Origin of the sequence: Streptomyces sp. NPDC048057, from assembly GCF_040653095.1 — a bacterium.
GTDB lineage: Bacteria > Actinomycetota > Actinomycetes > Streptomycetales > Streptomycetaceae > Streptomyces.
The window spans coordinates 74,693-96,090 of the sequence record NZ_JBEZNF010000016.1; the positions used below are offsets into that span (position 1 = coordinate 74,693).

General features: G+C 70.1%; 19 protein-coding genes and 1 riboswitch. Of the genes, 8 read left to right on the forward strand and 11 right to left on the reverse strand.

The window, feature by feature from the left end; all coding sequences use genetic code 11:
• The first annotated feature begins 6 nt into the window (after positions 1–6).
• From AB0E05_RS20155 to AB0E05_RS20175, 5 genes are all read left to right on the forward strand, one after another.
• Entirely contained in the window at positions 7–408 is a 402-nt protein-coding gene (locus AB0E05_RS20155) for a small secreted hydrophilic protein (protein ID WP_361965260.1), read from the forward strand.
• On the forward strand, positions 395–1,855 hold the full coding sequence (locus AB0E05_RS20160) for an ATP-binding protein (RefSeq protein WP_361965262.1): 1,461 nt from the start codon (positions 395–397) through the stop codon (positions 1,853–1,855). Before AB0E05_RS20155 ends, AB0E05_RS20160 begins: the two co-directional genes overlap by 14 nt.
• Positions 1,852–2,514, forward strand: coding sequence for a response regulator transcription factor (locus AB0E05_RS20165; protein WP_361542522.1), 663 nt, complete (start codon positions 1,852–1,854; stop codon positions 2,512–2,514). Before AB0E05_RS20160 ends, AB0E05_RS20165 begins: the two co-directional genes overlap by 4 nt.
• A gap of 164 nt (positions 2,515–2,678) precedes the next feature.
• Complete coding sequence (locus tag AB0E05_RS20170; protein WP_361965264.1) at positions 2,679–4,094, forward strand: SLC13 family permease; 1,416 nt, start codon at positions 2,679–2,681, stop codon at positions 4,092–4,094.
• 71 nt (positions 4,095–4,165) lie between these two features.
• Positions 4,166–5,386: a glycerate kinase gene (locus tag AB0E05_RS20175; RefSeq protein ID WP_361965267.1), complete on the forward strand. Its 1,221-nt coding sequence runs from the start codon at positions 4,166–4,168 to the stop codon at positions 5,384–5,386.
• On the opposite strand, the gene AB0E05_RS20180 is transcribed toward AB0E05_RS20175, so the two are convergent.
• The 6 genes from AB0E05_RS20180 to AB0E05_RS20205 all read right to left on the reverse strand — a co-directional run bounded on the left by AB0E05_RS20180 (position 5,317) and on the right by AB0E05_RS20205 (position 12,901).
• Positions 5,317–6,714 carry an aminotransferase class V-fold PLP-dependent enzyme gene (locus AB0E05_RS20180; protein ID WP_361965269.1) on the reverse strand — a complete coding sequence of 466 codons (1,398 nt, stop codon included), beginning with the start codon at positions 6,712–6,714 and terminating at the stop codon, positions 5,317–5,319. The genes AB0E05_RS20175 and AB0E05_RS20180 overlap by 70 nt on opposite strands.
• Positions 6,715–6,904: 190 nt before the next feature.
• Positions 6,905–7,022: riboswitch (SAM riboswitch) on the reverse strand.
• A 381-nt stretch (positions 7,023–7,403) separates the two neighbouring features.
• Positions 7,404–8,471 carry an anthranilate phosphoribosyltransferase gene (gene trpD, locus AB0E05_RS20185; protein WP_361965271.1) on the reverse strand — a complete coding sequence of 356 codons (1,068 nt, stop codon included), beginning with the start codon at positions 8,469–8,471 and terminating at the stop codon, positions 7,404–7,406.
• 161 nt (positions 8,472–8,632) lie between these two features.
• On the reverse strand, positions 8,633–10,309 hold the full coding sequence (locus tag AB0E05_RS20190; protein ID WP_361965273.1) for a cytochrome bc complex cytochrome b subunit: 1,677 nt from the start codon (positions 10,307–10,309) through the stop codon (positions 8,633–8,635).
• Complete coding sequence (locus AB0E05_RS20195) at positions 10,306–11,379, reverse strand: Rieske 2Fe-2S domain-containing protein (RefSeq protein WP_361965275.1); 1,074 nt, start codon at positions 11,377–11,379, stop codon at positions 10,306–10,308. The genes AB0E05_RS20190 and AB0E05_RS20195 overlap by 4 nt, the downstream gene beginning before the upstream one ends.
• Positions 11,376–12,185 (reverse strand): c-type cytochrome, encoded by an 810-nt coding sequence (locus tag AB0E05_RS20200; protein ID WP_361965277.1) that lies wholly within the window; start codon positions 12,183–12,185, stop codon positions 11,376–11,378. Before AB0E05_RS20200 ends, AB0E05_RS20195 begins: the two co-directional genes overlap by 4 nt.
• A 98-nt stretch (positions 12,186–12,283) precedes the next feature.
• Positions 12,284–12,901: a heme-copper oxidase subunit III gene (locus AB0E05_RS20205; RefSeq protein WP_361965279.1), complete on the reverse strand. Its 618-nt coding sequence runs from the start codon at positions 12,899–12,901 to the stop codon at positions 12,284–12,286.
• Between the two features lie 191 nt (positions 12,902–13,092).
• Between AB0E05_RS20205 and AB0E05_RS20210 the strand changes: the two genes are divergently transcribed.
• On the forward strand, positions 13,093–13,494 hold the full coding sequence (locus AB0E05_RS20210) for a hypothetical protein (RefSeq protein WP_361965281.1): 402 nt from the start codon (positions 13,093–13,095) through the stop codon (positions 13,492–13,494).
• Positions 13,495–13,598: 104 nt separating this feature from the next.
• On the opposite strand, the gene AB0E05_RS20215 is transcribed toward AB0E05_RS20210, so the two are convergent.
• From AB0E05_RS20215 to coxB, 4 genes are all read right to left on the reverse strand, one after another.
• Positions 13,599–14,852, reverse strand: coding sequence for an Ig-like domain-containing protein (locus AB0E05_RS20215; RefSeq protein ID WP_361965283.1), 1,254 nt, complete (start codon positions 14,850–14,852; stop codon positions 13,599–13,601).
• Between the two features lie 145 nt (positions 14,853–14,997).
• Entirely contained in the window at positions 14,998–15,396 is a 399-nt protein-coding gene (locus AB0E05_RS20220) for a cytochrome c oxidase subunit 4 (protein ID WP_361965285.1), read from the reverse strand.
• Positions 15,393–17,117: a cytochrome c oxidase subunit I gene (ctaD, locus tag AB0E05_RS20225; protein ID WP_361542562.1), complete on the reverse strand. Its 1,725-nt coding sequence runs from the start codon at positions 17,115–17,117 to the stop codon at positions 15,393–15,395. The genes AB0E05_RS20220 and ctaD overlap by 4 nt, the downstream gene beginning before the upstream one ends.
• Positions 17,114–18,040 (reverse strand): cytochrome c oxidase subunit II, encoded by a 927-nt coding sequence (gene coxB, locus AB0E05_RS20230; RefSeq protein ID WP_361965478.1) that lies wholly within the window; start codon positions 18,038–18,040, stop codon positions 17,114–17,116. Before coxB ends, ctaD begins: the two co-directional genes overlap by 4 nt.
• A gap of 435 nt (positions 18,041–18,475) precedes the next feature.
• On the opposite strand from coxB, the gene AB0E05_RS20235 reads away from it, so the two are divergent.
• The gene (locus AB0E05_RS20235) at positions 18,476–19,843 is read left to right on the forward strand and encodes an aminotransferase class V-fold PLP-dependent enzyme (RefSeq protein WP_361965287.1); all 1,368 of its coding nucleotides are present in this window, start codon (positions 18,476–18,478) and stop codon (positions 19,841–19,843) included.
• Positions 19,844–20,048: 205 nt separating this feature from the next.
• Here the strand turns inward: AB0E05_RS20235 and AB0E05_RS20240 are convergent, their stop codons facing one another.
• Positions 20,049–21,020, reverse strand: a complete 972-nt coding sequence (locus tag AB0E05_RS20240) for a carbohydrate kinase family protein (RefSeq protein ID WP_361965289.1) — start codon at positions 21,018–21,020, stop codon at positions 20,049–20,051.
• A 129-nt stretch (positions 21,021–21,149) separates the two neighbouring features.
• Here AB0E05_RS20240 and AB0E05_RS20245 point away from each other — a divergent pair, with 129 nt between their 5' ends.
• On the forward strand, positions 21,150–21,350 hold the full coding sequence (locus tag AB0E05_RS20245) for a hypothetical protein (protein WP_361965291.1): 201 nt from the start codon (positions 21,150–21,152) through the stop codon (positions 21,348–21,350).
• The last annotated feature ends 48 nt before the right edge of the window (positions 21,351–21,398 follow it).

Consider the following 21,398-nt stretch of genomic DNA (forward strand, 5'->3'; position numbering starts at 1 on the left):
GACACCATGGTCTTCTCGCATCGCATCGCGGCCCTGGCCGCCGTCGTCGCGATCCCCCTCGGGATCGCGGTGACCAGTTACGCCCTCACCGACAGCCCCGACTCGAACAAGGTTCCGCCGAAGGTGCGCCTGGAGACCGGTACTCCGTCGGGCTCGCCCGGCACCACCTCGCAGGCGCCCAGCTCGCCCCCGACCCCTCCCCGCGACGAGACCGTCGCACCGCCCGTGAGCGAGAACCCGGCGGGCGACGACGACGCCCCGTCGAAGGGCTCGGGCAACGGCTCGGGCGGCACGGGCACCGGCTCCGGAGGCAACGGCACCGGCTCGGGCGGCAACAACAACACCAACCCGGGCAACGGCGGGGACGACGACGGCCCGGGGGGCGACGACTACGGTGACGACGGCTGATCCAGTACGCCGTTGGGTCACCGCACGGCTCCAGATCGTCTCAGCGCGCGCCCGCATCCTGCTGTGGCTGCTGATCGTGATGACGGTGGCCCTGGCCTCGGTCGCCGTGGCCACCCGCTCGGTGCTGCTGCGCGACGCGGACCACCGGATCAACGGGCTGTTGGTCCAGGAGACGAACGAGTTCGCCAACTTCGTCGAGCAGGGGTTCGACCCCGAGAACGGACGCAAGTTCACCGACCCCAGCCCCCTGCTGCTGGTGTTCCTGGCCCGGCAGTATCCCGACCCCGACGAGGAGCTGATCGGCCTGGTCCAGGCCCCCGGCCGCGGCTTCGCCGTCAAGCAGCAGTCCCGGGACCAGCGGGTGCCCTACCCCCTGGTCAACGACAGGGACGCGATGGCGGAGATACTCCACTCCGGGGACTCGATGGGCACGCTGCACCGCACCGAGGGCGAGATCCGTTGGGCCAAGGTGCCCATCGAGGGCGCCGAGGGACAGCTCCCGGCCGCCTTCGTCGTCGCCATCCACCCCGCGGCCGAACAGGCCAAGGCCACCGGCGTCTTCCACATGCTGCTCGGGATCTCCGGCGTGGCGCTGCTGATGACCACCGGCATCGGCTGGGTCGTCGCCGGCCGTATCCTGCGCCCCGTACGCCTGGTGCGCACCACCGCGGCCCAGCTCACCGAGCAGGACCTGACCCAGCGCATCCCGGTGCAGGGCCGGGACGACATCGCCGCGCTCGCCCAGACGTTCAACGGGATGCTCGACCGGCTGGAGCGGGCCTTCGCCGCCCAGCGGGAGTTCGTCGACGACGCCGGGCACGAGCTGCGCACCCCGATCACGATCGTGCGCGGCCATCTGGAGCTGATGGGCGACGACCCCCTCGAACGGGAGCAGACGGTCCGGATCGTGATGGAGGAGCTGGACCGGATGAGCCGGATCGTCGAGGACCTCCTCCTGCTCGCCAAGGCGGAGCGGCCCGACTTCGTCTCGCCCGAACCGGTCCAGCTCGGCGAGCTGACCGCGGACGTCTTCGTGAAGGCCCGGGCGCTCGGCGAACGCGACTGGCACCTGGACCAGGCCGTGGACGCGGAAGTGCTGCTCGACCCCCAGCGGATCACCCAGGCGATGGTCCAACTGGCGCAGAACGCGGTCCAGCACACCGTTCCCGGGCAGCGCATCGGCATAGGATCGCGCGACGGGGACGGCACGATCGAGCTGTTCGTCGCGGACAGCGGGCCCGGCGTCCAGCCCAAGGACTCCGAAGTGATCTTCGAGCGGTTCCGTCGGGGCACCTCGCGGCGCGGCTCGCGGGCCACCGGCGCGGGTCTGGGACTCGCCATTGTGAAGGCCATCGCCGAAGGGCACGGTGGACGCGTGGAACTGCGCCCCACGGACGGCGGCGGCGCCACCTTCGTCCTCGTACTGCAGAAGGAAGCGACGTCGTGAACCGGATACTCATCGTGGAGGACGAGGAACGCATCGCCGCCTTCGTGGAGAAGGGGCTGCGCGCCAACGGCTTCACCACCTCCGTCGTCCACGACGGCGACGCGGCCTTCGACTACGCCGTGACCGGCGGGTTCGACCTGGTGATCCTGGACATCGGGCTGCCCGGCAAGGACGGCTTCACGGTCCTGCGCCAACTGCGCGAGGCCCAGGTCTCGGTGCCGGTGATCGTGCTGACCGCCCGGGACTCCGTCCGGGACACCGTGGCCGGCCTGGAGGGCGGCGCGGACGACTGGATGACCAAGCCGTTCCGCTTCGAGGAACTGCTGGCCCGGGTGCGGCTGCGACTGCGCACCGCCGCCCGGGCGCCCGAGGTCACCGTGTTGCGCAACGGCGAGCTGACGCTGGACCTGCGCACCCGGCGCGCCCGCTCCGGCGAGCGCACCGTGGACCTGACGGCGCGCGAGTTCGTCCTGCTGGAGCTGTTCCTGCGCCACCCCGGCCAGGTGCTGTCGCGGGAGCAGATCCTCTCCCACGTGTGGGGGTACGACTTCGACCCCGGTTCGAACATCGTGGACGTGTACGTGCGGGCGCTGCGCAAGAAGCTGGGTCCCGACCGGGTGGAGACGGTCCGGGGCATGGGCTACCGCCTGCCCGAGTGAGCCCGGGCGCTCCCACGACGAAGCCGTACGGCACGGGCCGTACGGCTTCTTCATGTTCCGCTCCCCCGGACGGCGCAATCGTCACACCATTGCGCCGGCTTTGGTGAAGTTCCTTTCATCATCGGCTCATGAAGTGCTCACCGCGCCCGTGAAACCTCTATGACGTGACACTGAACCTGCGACAAGCCGTGACCCTCACCGTGGCGCTCAGCATCTGCGCGCTGCTCGTGGTGCCCGGCAACTTCCCCGGCCTCAGCGGTGACGCCAGAATCACCCTGGCCGTCTTCGCCTTCGCCACCTGCGCCTGGATCGGCACCCCGATCGACGACACCTACATCGCGCTCGGCGCGGGGCTGGCGCTCACCGCGACCGGGGTGATCAGCAGCGACACCCTCTTCGGGACCCTCGGCGACGACACCGTCTGGCTGCTGATCTGCGCGTTCGTGCTGGCCGCCGCGGTCACCAGGACCGGGCTCGCCGGGCGGGCGGCAGCGTTCTTGGTCACGGGCGCGCGCAACGTGCGCCAACTCGTCCATCTGACCACCGCCGCGCTGGTGGTCACCGCCTTCGCGGTGCCGGCGACCTCCGGGCGGGCCGCGCTCGCGCTGCCGGTGTTCATCGCGCTGGCGAAGGCGCTCGCCGACCGCAAGCGGCTCGTGGTGATGCTGGCGCTGCTCTTCCCCACGGTGATCCTGCTGTCGGCGGTGGCGACCCTGATCGGCGCGGGCGCCCACCTGATCACGGTGTCCGTGCTGTGGGAGTCCGCGGGCGAGCGCATCGGCTTCGCCGAGTGGCTGCTGCTCGGACTGCCGCTCGCGGTGGTGTCGTCCCATCTGGCCGCCGAGGTGGTGCTGTTCACCACCACGAAGCGGGCCGACCGCAAGGGCGCGGTGCACATCACCGCCGAACACATCCAGGAGCACACCGAACACCCCGTCACCGGGCCGTGGTCGCCGTCGGAGGCGCGCTGTGCGCTGCTGCTGGCCACCGTCGTCGTGCTGTGGTGCAGCGAGCCCCTGCACCAGGTGCCGCCGGCCGTGGTGGCGCTGATAGGAGCCGTCGTCGCCGCCTCCCCCGCACTGGGCACGGTGAACCTCAAGGACGCGCTGAAGACCGTGCCGTGGTCGCTGCTGCTCTTCATGGCCGCGACGATGGCGATGGGCCTGGCGCTCGCCGACTCCGGCGCGGCGAAGTGGCTGGTCGGCGGGGTGCCGCTGGACCTGCCCGCCTGGGCGTTCCTCACTGTCGTGGTCGTGGTGTCGACGCTGGCGCACCTGGTGCTTCAGTCCCGGTCGGCGCGCTCCTCCGTGCTGGTGCCGCTGGTGGTGGCCGCCGCGGTGGGAGCCGGCGTCAATCCGGTGGCGGCGGCGCTCGCGTCCACCGCCGCGGCCGGGTTCTGCCACACCCTGCCGGCCTCCGCGAAGCCGGTCACCCTCTTCGCCGACATACCGGACGTCCCCACCTACACCCCGCGGGACCTGCTGAAGATGTCCGCCGTCCTGGCGCCGCTGACCGCCGCGCTGGTGCTGCTGTTCGCCGTCGCCGTCTGGCCGTTGCTCGGCGTGCCCCTCACCCCCTGACGCACCTCCGTCCCCGTTCCTCCCCTCCCCCCTCGCTCTCCTCATCCTCATTCGTACCGGGAGTTCACACGATGCTGACCCGTTTCGCCATCGCGCCCAGCGGCTTCAAGGAGTCCCTGTCCGCCCAGTCCGCCGCCGAGGCCATCGCCTCCGGAGTGCTGCGGGTCGTCCCGGACGCCGAGATCGATCTGATCCCCCTGGTCGACGGCGGGGAGGGCACGGCCCGCGCGCTGGCCGCCGCCGCCGGCGGCCGGCTGGTCGCCCTGACCGCGACCGGCCCCACCGGCGCCCCCGTCCTCACCCACTTCGCCATGCTCGACAAGTACACGGCCGTGGTGGAGATGGCGGCCGTCGCCGGCCTCTCGCTGGTCCCGCGCGACCTGCGCGACCCCGGCGTCACCACCACGTACGGGGTGGGCCAGCTCATCCGCGCGGCCCTGGACGCCGGCGCCCGGGAGATCCTCGTCGGCTGCGGCGACTCCGGGACCTCGGACGGCGGCGCCGGTGCGCTCCAGGCGCTCGGCGCCCGGCTGCTGGACGCGGACGGTCGCGAACTGCCGCACGGCGGCCGGCACCTGCTGGAGCTGGACCGCATCGACACCAGCGGGCTGGACTCCCGACTGGGCCGTACCGACATCCGCGTCGCCTGCAACCCGTTCAACGTGCTGTGCGGGGAGCGCGGGGTGGCCCGGGTCTTCGGCCCGCAGAAGGGAGCCACCCCGGCGCAGGTCGAGGAGCTGTCCGCGGCCCTGGAGCACTGGGCGGACGTCCTCACCCGCGACCTGAAGGTCCGCGGCGACCTGTACGGCGGCCCCGGTACGGGCGCGTCCGGCGGCCTCGGCGCGGGGCTCGCCGCCCTCGGCGCCCATCTGCTGCCCCGGTTCGAGGTCCTGCTCGACCAGCTCGACCTGGACGCCCGACTGGCCCGGGCGGACCTGGTGCTCACTGCCGAGGGCGCACTGGACCACCAGACCCCGCGCGGCAAGGTGCCCGCCGAGGTGGCCCGGCGCGCCAAGCGGTACGGCCGCCCCGTGCTCGCCCTCGCCGGCACGATCGGGGAGGGCGCGCACCAGGTGCGGTCGGCAGGCGTGGACGCGTACAGCTCGATCCTGCCCGCGCCCGTCTCGCTCAGCGAAGCCCTGGGCCGCGGCGGGGAGTTCCTGGCGGACGCGACCGAGCGGGCGCTGCGGATGGTCCTGCTCGGTGCGCGGCTGCCGGAGCGTCAGCCGGTCGGCGCGGCGGCCGGGCCCGCGGTCGGGTCGGGCACGCAGCGGCCGTCCTCGGTGCGGTAGCTCCACCGCGCGCCGTCGGTGACCAGCTCGCGCACGGCCCGCACGAAGCGCTCCAGGTGCTCGTCGGGCGTACCGGCGCCGAAGCTGACCCGGATCGCGTTCAGCGACCGCTCCCCCGGCTCGGCCTCGGGGGCGCCGCACTCGCCCGGCTCCTCGGGGTCGCTGCCGAGCAGGGTGCGCACCAGGGGGTGGGCGCAGAACAGGCCGTCGCGCACCCCGATGCCGTACTCGGCGGAGAGCGCGGCGGCGAAGTGGGAGCTGTTCCACCCCTCGACGACGAAGGAGATCACCCCGACCCGGGGTGCGTCGTCCCCGAACAGGGACAGCACCTTCACCTGCGGCACCTCGGCGAGGCCCGCGCGCACCCGCGCCACCAGCTCCTGCTCCCGGGCGACGAGGGAGTCGAAGCCGGCTTCGGTGAGCGCACGGCAGGCGGCGGCGATCGCGTACACGCCGATGACGTTCGGCGAACCGGCCTCGTGGCGGGCGGCGGTGGTGTGCCACTCGACGTCCACGCCGCCGTCCGCGCGCCGGGCGACCTTGCGCGACGCGCCGCCGCCGGCGAGGTAGGGCCGGGCCTCCCGCAGCCAGTCCGCGCGGCCCGCGAGCACCCCGGAGCCGAACGGGGCGTACAGCTTGTGGCCCGAGAAGGCCACGTAGTCGACGTCCAGCTCGCGCACGGACACCGGGTGGTGCGGGGCGAGTTGGGCCGCGTCCAGCACGATGCGGGCGCCGTGCGCGTGGGCCGCGGCGGCGAGCTCCTTCACCGGCCACAGCTCACCGGTCACGTTCGACGCACCCGTCACGCAGACCAGCGCGGGCCCGTACGGGTCGCGGTCGGCGAGCGCGCGCTCCAGGGTGCTGACGGCCTGCTGCGGGGTGCGCGGCGCGTTCAGGTACGTCACCCGGGCCTCCTGCCAGGGCAGCAGGGAGGCGTGGTGCTCGGTCTCGAAGACGAACACCTCGCAGTCGGCGGGGAGCACGGCCGCGAGGAGGTTGAGCGAGTCGGTGGTGGAGCGGGTGAACACCACCTGGTCGCCCTCGCGGCAGTCCAGGAACTCCGCGACGGTCTCCCGGCTGTTCTCGAAGAGGTCGGTGGAGAGCTGGGAGAGGTAGCCGGCGCCGCGGTGCACGCTGCCGTAGTACGGGGCGTACGCGGCGACGTCGTCCCACACCCGCTGGAGCGCGGGGGCGCTCGCCGCGTAGTCGAGGGCCGCGTACGCGACCTCCCCGCCGGTCACCAGCGGGACGGTCACGTCCCGGCCGAGCACGGGCAGGGCGGCACAGTCGGTGACGGTGGTGGCGGCGGCGTTCGGGCATGCGGACATGGCGGAATCTCCCGGTGGGGCACAGCGAAAGGGAATGGCTTCAGGACGGGCTCCGCGGGGCGCACGTGCGCACTGGGCGCAGTTGGCGCGGTGGCGCGGAGGGGTGATGAAGAAGGGGCTACGAGGCCCTATCGCATTCGCTTGCTCACGAGGCTGCTCCCTTGAGGACCAGGACCCCAGGGTTCACAGGGGTCCGCGCTTGCCGCGGACCTCGCTGCCCACGACCTGGTCTTCACCCGGGGCACCCCGCCACGGACGGAGGGTTGCCGGACAGCGGGCCGGGGCCGTAGTCGCTGTCACTCATGACCTGCGCAAACCGTATGCGACGCCCCGCCCCCGCGCAACCACGTCCGCATCCCGGACAGGCTGTTCGCACGCGAGTATCCGCCGCGCCCTGCGGCCGGGCAGGGGCTTTGAGGGCGCTGGCGTCTCCCACGCAACCTCCACGGCCCGCAGACGGGCGGGGGTTTTAGGGGCGCGGGGAACTGCGCGACAAGCCCAAGACAGCAGGTAGCCGCCATGCCCACCGTGGTACTACGGCGCTGATGCGGCGATTCCGAGTGCGGCTCGGTGGGGGCCGTTCGCGCAGTTCCCCGCGCCCCTGAAACCCCACGCGCCGGTGGCAAGAAGAGGCGCCCACGCCCCAGCGGGGCACACCGCACCCGCACGCCACTAGCAGGGCGCGGGCGCTACGACGCGTTCGTGGCGCGGACCCAGCGCGCGAGGGTGCGGGCCGCCGCGCCGGAGTCCACCGCTTCCGCCGCCCGCTCCATCCCCGCCGCGATCTGCTCCCGCAGCGGCGCGTCCCCCGGCTCCAGCGCCACCAGCGCCGCCGCCGCGTTCAGCAGCACCGCGTCCCGCACCGGGCCGCGCTCGCCGGAGAGCACGCGGTGCGCGACCTCCGCGTTGTACGACGCGTCAGCGCCCCGCAGCTCCGACACCGGCACCAGGTCGATGCCGACGTCCCGCGGGTCGAAGCGCTCCTCGCGGACCGCGCCGTCCCGCACGATCCACACCCGGGACGTGGACGTCGTGGTCAGCTCGTCCAGCCCGTCGTCCCCGCGGAAGACCAGCGCCGACGAGCCGCGCCGGGCGAGCACCCCCGCCATGATCGGCGCCATCCGGGCATCGGCCACCCCCGTGGCCTGCGCCTTCACCCGCGCGGGGTTCGTCAGCGGACCCAGGAAGTTGAAGATCGTCCGGATGCCCAGCTCACGGCGGGCCACCGCCACGTGCCGCAGCGCCGGGTGGAACTTGATCGCGAAGCAGAAGGTGATGCCCGCCTCGTCGGCGACCTCGGCCACCCGCTGCGGTGACAGCTCCAGGTTCACCCCGAGCTTCTCCAACACGTCGGAGGCGCCGGAGGCGCTGGACGCCGCACGGTTGCCGTGCTTGACGACCTTCGCGCCCGTCCCGGCGACCACGATCGACGCCATGGTCGAGATGTTCACCGTCTTCGCGCCGTCGCCGCCGGTGCCGACGATGTCCACGCTGGGGCCGGGCACCTCGATGAGGTTGGCGTGCTCGTACATCGTCGACACGAGACCGGAGATCTCCTCCACGGTCTCGCCCTTCGCCCGCAGCGCGACGGCGAAGCCGGCGATCTGCGCGTCCGACGCCTCGCCGCTGAGGATCCGGTCCATCGCCCAGGCCGTCGCGTCCGCACCCTGGTCGTCGTTGTTCAGCAGCGAGTTCAGCACGGCCGGCCAGGAGTGGGCCGCCACGCTGTCGCCGCCTGCCGGGGTCACAACGTTCATGGTCCGCTCCTGGGGTCCACACGACGGGGAAGGGGATGTACGAAAACGATGGCGCTACGAAGGGGAAGGTACGCCACCCAGCCTATCCAGACCCGGGAACGGCGAAGAGCCCCGTCCAGGCAGTGGACGGGGCTCTCACCGTGGCGACGGTGGTTCAGCGGTCAGTGCTTGCCGCTGGTGACCTCCTCGTGCTCGCCGTGGCCGTGACCGTGGGCCGCGGCGATCTCCTCGTACTCCTCGCGCGTCGCCTTGGGGATCTGGTTCCCCTCGCCGTAATAGCCCTTGCTGAGCTTCGCGCGCAGCTTCTCCGTGCGCGAGATCTTGCGGCGCACGCCGTTCTCGTCGACCTCGGGGCCGACTTCGAGCGGCTTGTGCTGCTCGTGCGCGGTGAGGGTGTGCAGGTCCGCCTGGCTGAGCGGCTCGTGGACCTCGATGAACTCACCGTGCGGCAGCCGCTTGATGATGCCGGACTCGCGTCCGTGCAGCACCTTCTCGCGGTCCCGGCGCTGGAGGCCCAGGCAGATGCGCTTGGTGATGATGAAGGCCAGCACCGGACCGACGAAGAAGAAGATCCGGACGAACCAGGTGATCGCGTTGATCGACAGGTTGAAGTGGGTGGCGAAGATGTCGTTGCCACCGCCCATCAGCATGATGAAGTACGCGAACAGCCAGGCCACGCCGAAGGCCGTACGGGTCGGGGCGTTGCGCGGGCGGTCCAGGATGTGGTGCTCGCGCTTGTCGCCGGTGACCCAGGACTCGATGAACGGGTAGACCGCGATCGCGCCCAGCACCAGCGGGAAGACCGCCAGCGGGATGAACACGCCCAGGGCCAGGGTGTGGCCCCATGCGTTGATCTCCCAGCCAGGCATCACTCGGATCAGCCCCTCGGCGAAGCCCATGTACCAGTCCGGTTGCGCACCGGTCGACACCTGGTCGACGCGGTAGGGACCGACCGACCAGACCGGGTTGAGCGTCGCGATCGCCGCGATCACCGCGATCACGCCGAAGACCAGGAAGAAGAAGCCTCCGGCCTTGGCCATGTAGACCGGCAGCAGCGGCATGCCGACGACGTTCTTGTTGGTGCGGCCGGGACCCGCGTACTGCGTGTGCTTGTGGTACACGACGAGGATCAGGTGGCCGACCAGCAGCGCCATCATGATGCCGGGCAGCAGCAGGATGTGGATCGAGTAGAACCTGGGCACGAAGTCGTGACCGGGGAACTCGCCGCCGAACAGGAACATCGAGATGTACGTGCCGATGATCGGCACGGACAGGATCGCGCCCTGCATGAAGCGGACACCGGTGCCGGAGATCAGGTCGTCCGGGAGGGAGTAGCCGGTGAAGCCGGTGAACATGCCCAGGACGAGCAGCAGGAAGCCGAACAGCCAGTTGACCTCGCGCGGCTTGCGGAACGCGCCGGTGAAGAAGACGCGCATCATGTGCACCATCATCGCCGCGACGAAGATCAGCGCGGCCCAGTGGTGGATCTGCCGGATCAGCAGACCGCCGCGGACGTCGAAGCTGATGTCCATCGTCGAGGCGAACGCCTCCGACACCTTGATGCCCTGCATGGGCACGTAGCTGCCGTTGTAGACGATCTCGTTCATCGACGGGTTGAAGAACAGCGTCAGGTACACACCCGTGAGGATGATGATGATGAAGCTGTAGAGGCAGATCTCACCGAGCATGAAGGACCAGTGGTCCGGGAAGATCTTGCGCATGTTGGCCTTGGCGAGGGAGTAGATCCCCAGCCGGCCGTCCGCCCAGTCGGCGACCCGCTCGCCCGCGGGTGCCTTCCGCTGGTCCGCGGACTGCTTGTTCTCGGTCGTAGTACTCATCCGCGCTCCCAGAAGGACGCACCGACGGGCTCTTCGAAGTCGCCCAGCGCTTCGAGGTTGCCCTCGGCGTTGACACCGATCCGCAGCTGCGGAAGCGGGTGTCCCGCGGGGCCGAAGATGACCCGGGCGCCGTCGGAGAGGTCGAAGGTGGATTGGTGACAGGGGCACAGCACGTGGTGCGTCTGCTGCTCGTAGAGGCTGATCGGGCAGCCGACGTGGGTGCAGACCTTGGAGAAGGCCACGATGCCCTCGTGCGACCAGTCCAGCTCGCGCTTGTCCTTGATGTCCTCCGGCTTGATCCGGACGAGCATCAGGGCGGCCTTGCCCATCTGGATCTGCCAGTCGTGCGCGTGCGGGTCCAGGCCCTCGGGGCTGGCGAAGACCAGCGAGCCGACCGTGATGTCCTCGGGACGCAGCGGCTCGTTGGTGTTCATGTTGATGAGCTGCTTGCCCTTGGCCCACAGGGTGCTGCGGAGCTTCTTCTCCGGCAGCGGACCGAGGTCGCGCAGCAGCACCACGCCGGAGAGCGGCACCAGTGCCATCGCGCCGAACATCGTGTTGCGGATCAGCTTGCGACGGCCGAAGCCCGACTCCTCGTTGCCCGCCTGCCAGTCGGCCATGACCTGGGCCTTGACCTCGGGGGACGCCTCGATCGGGTGACGGTCGTCGGCGACCTCCACGTCGGACATCAGGGTGCGGGCCCAGTGGACCGCGCCCGCGCCGATGCAGAAGAGGGCGACGCCGAGCGTCAGTCCGAGCGAGAAGTTCAGCGCGCTGATGTGCCCGAACGGCCAGATGTAGACGATCTTGTCGATCGGGAAGATGACGTAGGAGGCGATGAAGGCCACCGTCGCCAGCATCGACAGCGTGAACAGGAACGCGACGGTGCGCTCGGACCGCTTGGCGGCGCGCTCGTCGATGTCCTGGATGCGCGGCTTGTGCGCCGGCAGTCCGGGGTCGGCGAACGGGTCGTTCCCGTGGGGGGTCACGGCCGAGCCGTGACCGGCCGCGTCGTGCGCGGCGCCCTGCTCCGACGGCAGGTTCTCTTCTGGAATGTCTTGGCTACTCATGACTTCTTGGCCTTAGCGGTGTGGGCCGCGACCCAGACGGCAACTGCGATCAGCGCACCGAGCCCGAAGACCCAGGCGAAGAGACCCTCAGTGACGGGACCGAGAGCGCCGAGGGAGAGACCGCCCGGGCTCTCGGCCTGGCTGTCGTTCATCTCCCGGACGTAGGCGACGATGTCGCGCTTCTCCTGCTCCGGCATGATCCCGTCGGGGAAGGAGGGCATGTTCTGCGGGCCGGTCTGCATGGCCTCGTAGATGTGCTTGGCGCTGACGCCCTCAAGGGTCGGGGCGTACTTGCCCTCGGTCAGCGCGCCGCCCTTGCCCGAGAAGTTGTGGCACTGGGCACAGTTGTTACGGAAGAGGTCGCCGCCCTTGGCGACGTCCGCGCCCGTGGGGCTGTACTGCTTCTCGGTCGGCGTGATCGGACCGGCGCCCAGCGAGGCGACGTACGCCGCGAGCTGGTCGATCTCAGCCTGGGTGTAGATGGCCTTCTTCTTCGGCGCCTGGGCGCCGGGCTGCTGCGCGGGCATGCGGCCGGTGCTGACCTGGAAGTCGACCGCGGCGGAGCCGACGCCGACCAGGCTCGGACCGTCAGTGGTTCCCTCACCGCCGGTTCCGTGGCAGCTGGCGCAGCCGACGGTGTAGAGCTTCTTGCCCTCCTCGATGGCGAGGGACTGGGCGGTTTCGTCAGCCTGTGCCTTGTCCGCAGGCGCGAACGCGGCGTACAGCCCCCCGGTAGCCGCCAGCGCGAGGAGTAGGACGACGATCGCCGCCAGCGGATGGCGTCGTCGTGCGGAGAGCTTTTTCACGGATTACCCCGGTGTCAGGATTTTCTGCGTCGTGCTTCTGGACTGTGTCTGCCTTGGCAGCGTCTGTGTTCGTCAGGCGGCGGTTGGCGCCCGCCCCATTACTTGATCATGTAGATCGTGAGGAAGAGGCCGATCCAGACGACATCGACGAAGTGCCAGTAGTAGGACACGACGATGGCGGAGGTCGCCTGCTCGTGGGTGAACCGCCGGGCCGCGTAGGTGCGGCCCAGGACCAGCAGGAAGGCGATGAGGCCGCCGAGCACGTGCAGTCCGTGGAAGCCGGTCGTCAGGTAGAACACCGAACCGTACGGGTCGGAGCTCAGCGAGAGACCGTGCTGGACCAGCTCGGTGTACTCGTACACCTGGCCGCCGATGAAGATCGCGCCCATGATGAAGGTGACGATGAACCACGTCCGCAGCTTCTTCACGTCACCGCGCTCGGCAGCGAAAACGCCGAGCTGACAGGTGAGCGAGGAGAGCACCAGGATCGTGGTGTTCGTCGCCGAGAAGGGAAAGTTGAGAAGGTCTGCCTTCTCGGTCCAGAAGCTTGCACCCTTCACCGAACGCAAGGTGAAGTACATCGCGAAGAGGGCCGCGAAGAACATCAGCTCGGAACTCAGCCAGATGATGGTTCCGACGCTCGTGAGGTTCGGTCGATTGACCGGCGGGTGCGCATGCCCGATATCTACTGTCGTTGCTGTCGCCACGACCGACATTATGTCGGTCGCTTATCCCGCCCTCACTCCGGGGGGTGCCGTTCGGTGTGTCAGCCCGCCCCGAGCAGCGGCCCCGCACCGTCGGGGCACCGTTCGAACCGGTGTTGACCGGCAGTCGGACGGAGTAGCATCCGCCCCATCGGTACCCGGCCCACCCGGCCCACACCCCGGTTCGACGACGCGGAGGAACGATGCAGCCGACCGCCACCGTGCTGGTCTACAGCGATGACGCCAACACCCGCGAGCAGGTGCGGCTGGCCGCCGGGCGCCGGCCCGCCGCCGATCTGCCACCGGTGGAGTTCGTCGAGTGCGCCACCCTGCCAGCCGTGCTCGCCCGGCTCGACGAGGGGGGCGTCGACGTCTGCGTCCTGGACGGGGAGACCGTCCCCGCCGGCGGCATGGGCGTGTGCCGACAGATCAAGGACGAGGTCTTCAACTGCCCGCCGGTGCTGCTGCTGATGGGGCGCCCGCAGGACGCCTGGCTCGCCACCTGGAGCCGTGCGGAGGCCGCCGTGACGCTGCCGGTGGAGCCGGTGGAGTTCGCCCGGGCGCTCGCCGCACTGCTGCGCTCCAGGCTGTCCGTGGACGCCTGAGAGCCGTTTGAGCGCCTTGCCGGCGCGTGATCCGTACGGGGGTCGGTACGGGCGGTGTGCGCCGCCCGTACCGACCCCCACGGCTTGTGCGCCGGGTGCCGGCGTCAGACCTGGGGTCGCAGTCGGGCGGCGTCGGCGCGGCTGCTGCCGTCGGGGCGGGTGTCGGCCACCAGGGCGCTGCCTTCGCGCCATTCCGCCCAGTCCAGGTTCCAGTCGCCGTAGCCGTTGCCGAAGGGGTCCATGTCCTCGCCGATGCTGTTGATGACCTCGACGATGTCGCCCTCCTTGAACGTCTCGTAGAACCAGGCGGCGTTGGCGGTGGACATCCCGGTGCAGCCGTGGCTGACGTTGCGGCTGCCGTGGTCGCTGAGGGACCAGGGCGCGGCGTGCACGTACTCGCCGCTCCAGGTCACCCGGGTGGCGTAGTACACGGGCAGGTTGTACGCCTCGGAGCCGCCGATGCCGACGCTGGATCCGCGCATGCGTACGAAGTATTCCTGGCCGAGCACCACCTTGATGCCGTTGCGGGTGGAGAAGCCCGGCTTGCCGGTGGTGATCGGGATGGTGTTGATCACCTCGCCGTTGCGCAGCACCGTCATCCAGTGCGACGAGGCGTCCGTGATGGCCTCCATGCGGTCGCCGATGGTCATCTTCAGCGGCTTGCCGGGGGCGCCGCCGTAGAGCTTGTCGGCGATCTTCACGCCCTGGAGGTTGTTGCTCACGGTGACCTTGGCACCGGCGGGCCAGAACTCCTTGGGCCGGTAGTGCAGCACGTCGTCGTTGAGCCAGTGCCAGGCGCCCTCGGCGCCTGGCTTGAGGTCGACCTTGAGGCCGCGCTCGACGGCGGCCCGGGCGGCCTTGCCCTCGACCGGGGAGCTCAGCTCCGCGATGATCGGCTGTCCGACGCCGTACTCGCCCTCCTCCGGGCCGAACTCCACGCTCAGCTCCCGCTTGGCCGCGGAGGTGGCGAAGGCGAGCGTACGAGTGCCCGGGGAGCCCTCGGCGTCCTCCGTGGAGACCCTGGCGGTGTACTTGGCGCCGGCGGACAGGGCGCCGGTGGAGCGCCAGCGCACGCCGTCGGCGGAGAGTTCGCCCGCGAGGTGGTGTCCGGTGGCGTCGACCACGGAGACGTCCATGATCCGCCCCTCGTCCCGCTTGACGGTGACTTCCAGGGGCTTGTCGGGGTCGGCCTTGGCGCCGCCCCGGGGCGTGTTGAACGTGACCTGCTTGGCCGCGTCGAACGGCTTCGTCGTCATCGGGTCGGGGCCGGCCTCGCTGCACGCGATCGCGACGGCCCCGAGGGAGACGAGCAACAGGGAGCACCGGAGGACGGTGCGGAAGCGCGGCGTCTGGTTCATACCGACCACGGTATGAAGATCACTTCGGAAGGGCGCGCTGAGTACGTACAAAAGGGGCGGGCCCGGGTCCCCCTGGGTGAAAGGGGGGCCCGGGCCCGGCGCGTGCCGTTGACAGGACGACGACACGCCCTGGCGGTGTCCGCCGCTACTGGTTCTGGTTCTCACCGCGGTAGTACTCGAAGACCCAGCCCCAGATGCCCATGAGGATGATCGGGGCGGAGAAGTACATCAGCCACCAGCCGACCGCCACCGAGAGGAAGGCGAGCGCGCCGCCGATCCCCAGGAAGAGCGGCTGCCAGCTGTGCGGGGCGAAGAAGCCCAGCTCGCCGGCCTCGTCGGCGACGTCGGCCTCCTTGTCGTCCTGGGCCATCGCGTCGACCCGCTTGGCCGTGAAGGCCAAGTAGTAGCCGACCATGATGCTCAGGCCGAAGGCCAGGAAGAGCGCGGTGGTACCGGCCGGCTCCTTCGACCACACGCCGTAGAGGATGGCTACGGCGAGGATGAAGACGGCGAGCCAGATGAACATCCTTCCCTGGATCTTCACTTGCCGGCCTCCTTCCCGGTGGTGAGGACGGCGTGGTCGTCCAGGTGGTCGAGGGCAGCGATCTCCGGGTGGTGGAGGTCGAACGCCGGCGATTCGGAACGGATGCGCGGCAGGGTGAGGAAGTTGTGCCGCGGCGGCGGGCACGATGTCGCCCATTCGAGCGAACGACCGTAGCCCCACGGGTCGTCGACCTCGATCTTCTTGCCGTACTTGGCGGTCTTCCAGACGTTGTAGAAGAACGGCAGGAGCGACGCGCCGAGGACGAAGGAGCTGATCGTCGAGATCGTGTTCAGGGCGGTGAAGCCGTCGGCCGCCAGGTAGTCCGCGTAACGACGCGGCATGCCCTCGGCACCGAGCCAGTGCTGCACCAGGAAGGTGCCGTGGAAGCCGAGGAAGAGCGTCCAGAAGGTGATCTTGCCCAGGCGCTCGTCCAGCATCTTGCCCGTGAACTTCGGCCACCAGAAGTGGAAGCCGGCGAACATCGCGAAGACCACGGTGCCGAAGACGACGTAGTGGAAGTGCGCGACGACGAAGTACGAGTCGGAGACGTGGAAGTCCAGCGGCGGCGAGGCCAGGATGACACCGGTCAGACCACCGAAGGTGAAGGTGATCAGGAAGCCGATGGTCCAGAGCATCGGTGTCTCGAAGGACAGCGAGCCCTTCCACATGGTGCCGATCCAGTTGAAGAACTTCACACCGGTCGGTACCGCGATCAGGAAGGTCATGAACGAGAAGAACGGTAGGAGGACGCCGCCCGTCACGTACATGTGGTGCGCCCACACCGTCACCGACAGGCCGGCGATGGCGATCGTCGCGGCGACCAGGCCCATGTAGCCGAACATCGGCTTGCGGGAGAAGACCGGGATGATCTCCGAGACGATGCCGAAGAACGGCAGGGCGATGATGTACACCTCTGGATGGCCGAAGAACCAGAAGAGGTGTTGCCACAGCAGTGCGCCACCGTTGGCCGCGTCGAAGATGTGCGCCCCGAACTTCCGGTCGGCCTCCAGCGCGAAGAGCGCGGCGGCGAGCACCGGGAAGGCGAGCAGCACCAGCACACCGGTGAGCAGGACGTTCCAGGTGAAGATCGGCATCCGGAACATCGTCATGCCGGGCGCGCGCATGCAGATGATGGTGGTGATGAAGTTGACCGAGCCCAGGATCGTACCGAAGCCGGACAGGGCCAGACCCATGATCCACATGTCGGCGCCGACGCCCGGGGAGCGGACCGCGTCGGACAGCGGGGAGTAGGCGAACCAACCGAAGTCGGCGGCGCCCTGCGGAGTGAGGAAGCCGGCGACGGCGATGAGCGAGCCGAAGAGGTACAGCCAGTACGCGAACATGTTCAGCCGCGGGAACGCCACGTCGGGCGCGCCGATCTGCAGCGGCATGATCCAGTTGGCGAATCCGGCGAACAGCGGCGTCGCGAACATCAGCAGCATGATCGTGCCGTGCATCGTGAACGCCTGGTTGAACTGCTCGTTCGACATGATCTGCGTACCCGGCCGGGCCAGCTCGGCGCGCATGAAGAGCGCCATGAGGCCGCCGATGACGAAGAACACGAAGGACGTGATCAGGTAGAGCGTACCGATCGTCTTGTGGTCGGTGGTCGTCAGCCACTTCACCACGACGTTGCCGGGCTGCTTGCGCCGGACCGGCAGCTCGTTCTCGTACGAGTCGTCCGTCGCGGCGGCACCCTGGGGTTGGTTGAGGATGCTCACAGTTGCTTCTTCTCCGCGTTCTTGGCCGGGGTCGACTGCTCGATGCCCGCCGGGATGTATCCGGTCTGGCCCTTGTCCGCAAGGTCCTTCAGGTACTTCTGGTACTCCTCGGGAGAAACGACCTTGACGTTGAACAGCATCCGGGAGTGGTCGACGCCGCAGAGCTCGGCACACTTGCCGAGGAAGGTGCCCTCCTGCGTGGCGGTCACCTCGAAGGCGTTGGTGTGGCCCGGGATGACGTCCTGCTTGAAGAGGAAGGGAACCACCCAGAAGGAGTGGATCACGTCACGGGAGGTCAGGACGAAGCGGACCTTCTCCCCCTTGGGCAGCACCAGGGTCGGACCCGGGTTGCCGGTCTCCGGGTTGCGGGTGCCGGGGATGCCGGCCTCCCAGACGCCGCCCGCGTTCGCGGGCAGGTCGTTCAGCCACTTGTCCGGGATGGCCTTGAGGTTCTTGTCCGTCTTGGCGTCGCCCGTCGAGCCGGGGACGTCCGCGATGTAGTTGAAGCCCCAGCTCCACTGGTAGCCCACCACGTTGATGGTGTGCTGGGGCTTGTCGGACAGGGAGAGGATCTTCGTCTGATCACGCGCGGTGAAGTAGAAGAACACTGAGACGACGATGAGCGGAACCACCGTGTACAGCGCCTCGATCGGCAGGTTGTACCGGGTCTGCCGAGGGATCTCCACCTTGGTCCGGCTGCGCCGGTGGAAGAAGACGCTCCACAGGATCAGACCCCAGACCAGGACGCCCGTGATGAGCGCAGCCGCCCACGATCCCTGCCAGAGGGAGAGGATGATGGGCGCCTCCTCCGTGACCGGAGTCGGCATGCCGAGGCGGGGGAAGTCTTCCCAGGTGTATTCACAACCGGTGGCGGTAACCAGGATCAGGCCCGCAGTCAGCACCTGCGGCAGCTTCCGCCGCATCGGGCGCCGCGACACGGGGGTACCACCCGCGCCTTGGCTGCGGGGGAGGTCGGAGCCGTTGGGACTCACGTAGCGCCTTCCCGAGAGTCTTTAGGCCCGCGCGACGGGGTGCGGCCGTCTCTCAGGTCGGTCGCCGGCCCTGACGCGGGCAGGGGTTTGGATGTTTATGCGGACCAAACCCTACTGGACGCTATTTGGGGTCGCGCGGGGAGGGTGCCCAACGCGCCGTCCCACCCCCTGAAGGGGTGGAATCCCCCGGATTTTTTACCGTATTTCCGCCGCTTCCAGGCCACAAATCCCCGGGTCGCAGGCGGTGCGGAGGGGGTGGCGACCGGGCTCCGGGACCGTCCTCGGGACGGGGAGCGGCGCGCGTGGAGTGCTGGATTCCGGCGGGCATCTGACGGCCCCTCGAAGGGGTGGGGTTACGTTGAGGGCGTGCCCTACTTCGACGCCGCCTCCTCGGCCCCCCTGCACCCCGTGGCCCGCCAGGCGCTGCAAGCCGCCCTCGACGAGGGCTGGGCCGACCCGGCCCGGCTGTACCGGGAGGGGCGACGGGCCCGACTCCTCCTCGACGCGGCGCGGGAGGCCGCGGCGGAGGCGGTGGGGTGCCGGCCCGACGAACTCGTCTTCACTCCTTCGGGGACGCGCGCGGTCCACCTCGCGGTGTCCGGCGCGGTCGCCGCGCGCCGGCGCGTCGGGCAGCGGGTCGTCGTCTCGGCGGTGGAGCACTCCTCCGTGCTCCAGGCGGCGGGTCGCTTCACGCCGACCGAGGTGCCCGTGGACCGGCTCGGCCGGGCGTCGGCCGCGGGGTACGAGGCGGAGGTCCACCCGGCCCCCGGGCGCGAGGGCGCCGCGCTCGCCTGCCTCCAGTCCGCGAACCACGAGACGGGCACCGAGCAGCCGGTGGCGGAGGTGGCCTCGGTGTGCCGGGCCGCCGGGGTGCCGCTGCTGGTGGACGCGGCGCAGTCCCTGGCGTACGGACCGGTCGAGGGCGACTGGTCCCTGCTGGCGGCGAGCGCGCACAAGTGGGGCGGCCCGGCGGGGGTCGGGCTGCTCGCCGTGCGCAAGGGGGTCCGGTTCGCGCCGCAGGAGCCCGCGGACGAACGCGAGTCGGGGCGGTCGGCCGGGTTCGAGAACATCCCCGCGATCGTGGCGGCTGCGGCGTCGCTCCGCGCGGTGCGGGCGGAGGCGGCGGACGAGGCGCGGCGGCTGCGGGCGCTGGTGGACCGCATCCGCACCCGCGTGCCGGAGCTGGTGCCGGACGTCGAGGTGGTCGGCGACCCGGTGCGCCGGCTGCCGCACCTGGTCACGTTCTCCTGTCTCTACGTCGACGGGGAGACCCTGCTGCACGAGCTGGACCGCGAGGGCTTCGCGGTCTCCTCGGGCTCGTCGTGCACGTCGAGCACGCTGACGCCGAGCCATGTGCTGCGGGCGATGGGCGTGCTGAGCGAGGGCAACGTCCGGGTGTCGCTGCCGTTCGGCACGGAGGAAGGGGACGTGGACCGCTTCTTGGAGGTGCTGCCGCGGGTGGTGGCGGCGACCCGGGCGCGCATCGAGTCGCCGGTCTCCGCGATGAGTGAGGAGCGCGTCCTCGACACCCTGGGCAAGCGGTGCCCGATCCCCGTGATCGAACTCGCCAAGGTCATCGACGGGGTCCCGCTCGGCGAGACGATCACGGTCCTCTCCGACGACGAGGCGGCCCGCCTGGACATCCCGGCGTGGTGCGGGATGCGGGGCCAGGAGTACGTGGGCGAGCGCACGAGCGAGCGCGGCGTCGCGTACGTGGTCCGCCGCGCGACCTGACTTGGGCTGCGGCGCCCATGCGGGCCCGTGACATACCCGCCGTGTTCCTGCGGATGCCTTGGTCACTGCGCGACCAGCCACCCACCGGGCCGCGGAGACCAAGGCATCCGCAGGGGAACGGTGGGTACGTCGGGGCCCAGGGCGCGGCACCCCGTGGGGCGCACGGGGTGCCGGCCGGCAGGCAGGGGGCCGGCACCCCGGTGGGTCAGAGGTGCTTGTGGACCTCGGAGGCCGCTTCGTCGCCGTACGCCTTCGTGAAGCGCTCCATGAAGTGCGCGCGCCGCAGCGTGTACTCCTGCGTGCCCAGCGTCTCGATCACCAGCGTCGCGATCATGCAGCCCACCTGCGCCGCCCGCTCCAGGCTGACGCCCCACGACAGCCCGGACAGGAAGCCCGCGCGGAACGCGTCGCCGACACCCGTGGGGTCGACCTTCGCCTCCTCCTCCGCGCAGCCGACCTCGATCGGGTCCTCGCCGGCCCGCTCGATGCGCACTCCGCGCGCGCCGAGCGTGGTGACGCGGTGGCCGACGCGGCTGAGGATCTCCGCGTCGCTCCAGCCGGTCTTGGACTCGATGAGGCCCTTCTCGTACTCGTTGGAGAAGAGGTACGCGGCCCCGTCGAGCAGTATGCGGATCTCGTCCCCGCCCATCCGGGCGATCTGCTGGGAGAAGTCGGCGGCGAAGGGGATGTCGCGGGAGCGGCACTCCTCGGTGTGGCGGAGCATCGCCTCGGGGTCGTCCGCGCCGATGAGGACGAGGTCGAGGCCGCCGACCCGGTCCGCGACGGACTTCAGTTCGATGAGGCGGGCCTCGCTCATCGCGCCCGTGTAGAAGGACCCGATCTGGTTGTGGTCGGAGTCCGTCGTGCAGACGAAGCGCGCGGTGTGCAGCACCTCGGAGATCCGTACGGACTCCGTGTCGACCCCGTGGCGGTCGAGCCAGGCGCGGTACTCGTCGAAGTCCGCGCCGGCCGCGCCGACGAGGACGGGTCGGGTGCCCAGCTGGCCCATGCCGAAGCAGATGTTCGCGCCGACACCGCCCCTGCGCACGTTGAGGGTGTCGACCAAGAAGGAGAGGGAGACCGTGTGCAACTGGTCAGCAACGAGCTGGTCTGCGAAACGACCGGGAAAGGTCATCAGGTGGTCGGTTGCGATGGAGCCGGTGACTGCGATTCGCACGGCGTATGCGCTCCTGTGGCGGGGTGGAGTTGACGCCTAACGCTACCCGTTTCTGATCGCGGACCGAAGGGTACAAACTACTCGATAGTAGACCTTTGTCGGGTCCTGTTTGGCGCATACGGTGCGGATATGAAGACTTCGAGTGCCTCCCGGGCGACCCGTGAGGCCGAGTTCACCCTGGACGAGCTGCGCGGCGACTGTGCCCGGATGGCTCCGCACTGGTCACCGCCCGCGAAGGACGCTCCCCGGCCCGTGTCGCCGTCCCTCATCCACGGGGTGGTGGTGCCGGCGGCGTCGGCCCGGTTGGCCCGGGGGATGTTCGACTACTGAGGCCCGCGCCGGGTCCGGTGGGAACCGGGGCCGCCCCCGTTCCGTCCC

Coding starts and splice junctions, on each gene's coding strand:
- AB0E05_RS20155 (WP_361965260.1), top strand. CDS start 7: ATGGTCTTCTCGCATCGCATCGCGGCCCTGGCCGCCGTCGTCGCGATC.
- AB0E05_RS20175 (WP_361965267.1), top strand. CDS start 4,166: ATGCTGACCCGTTTCGCCATCGCGCCCAGCGGCTTCAAGGAGTCCCTG.
- AB0E05_RS20180 (WP_361965269.1), bottom strand. CDS start 6,714: ATGTCCGCATGCCCGAACGCCGCCGCCACCACCGTCACCGACTGTGCC.
- trpD (WP_361965271.1), bottom strand. CDS start 8,471: ATGAACGTTGTGACCCCGGCAGGCGGCGACAGCGTGGCGGCCCACTCC.
- AB0E05_RS20190 (WP_361965273.1), bottom strand. CDS start 10,309: ATGAGTACTACGACCGAGAACAAGCAGTCCGCGGACCAGCGGAAGGCA.
- AB0E05_RS20195 (WP_361965275.1), bottom strand. CDS start 11,379: ATGAGTAGCCAAGACATTCCAGAAGAGAACCTGCCGTCGGAGCAGGGC.
- AB0E05_RS20205 (WP_361965279.1), bottom strand. CDS start 12,901: ATGTCGGTCGTGGCGACAGCAACGACAGTAGATATCGGGCATGCGCAC.
- AB0E05_RS20210 (WP_361965281.1), top strand. CDS start 13,093: ATGCAGCCGACCGCCACCGTGCTGGTCTACAGCGATGACGCCAACACC.
- AB0E05_RS20215 (WP_361965283.1), bottom strand. CDS start 14,852: ATGAACCAGACGCCGCGCTTCCGCACCGTCCTCCGGTGCTCCCTGTTG.
- coxB (WP_361965478.1), bottom strand. CDS start 18,040: ATGCGGCGGAAGCTGCCGCAGGTGCTGACTGCGGGCCTGATCCTGGTT.
- AB0E05_RS20245 (WP_361965291.1), top strand. CDS start 21,150: ATGAAGACTTCGAGTGCCTCCCGGGCGACCCGTGAGGCCGAGTTCACC.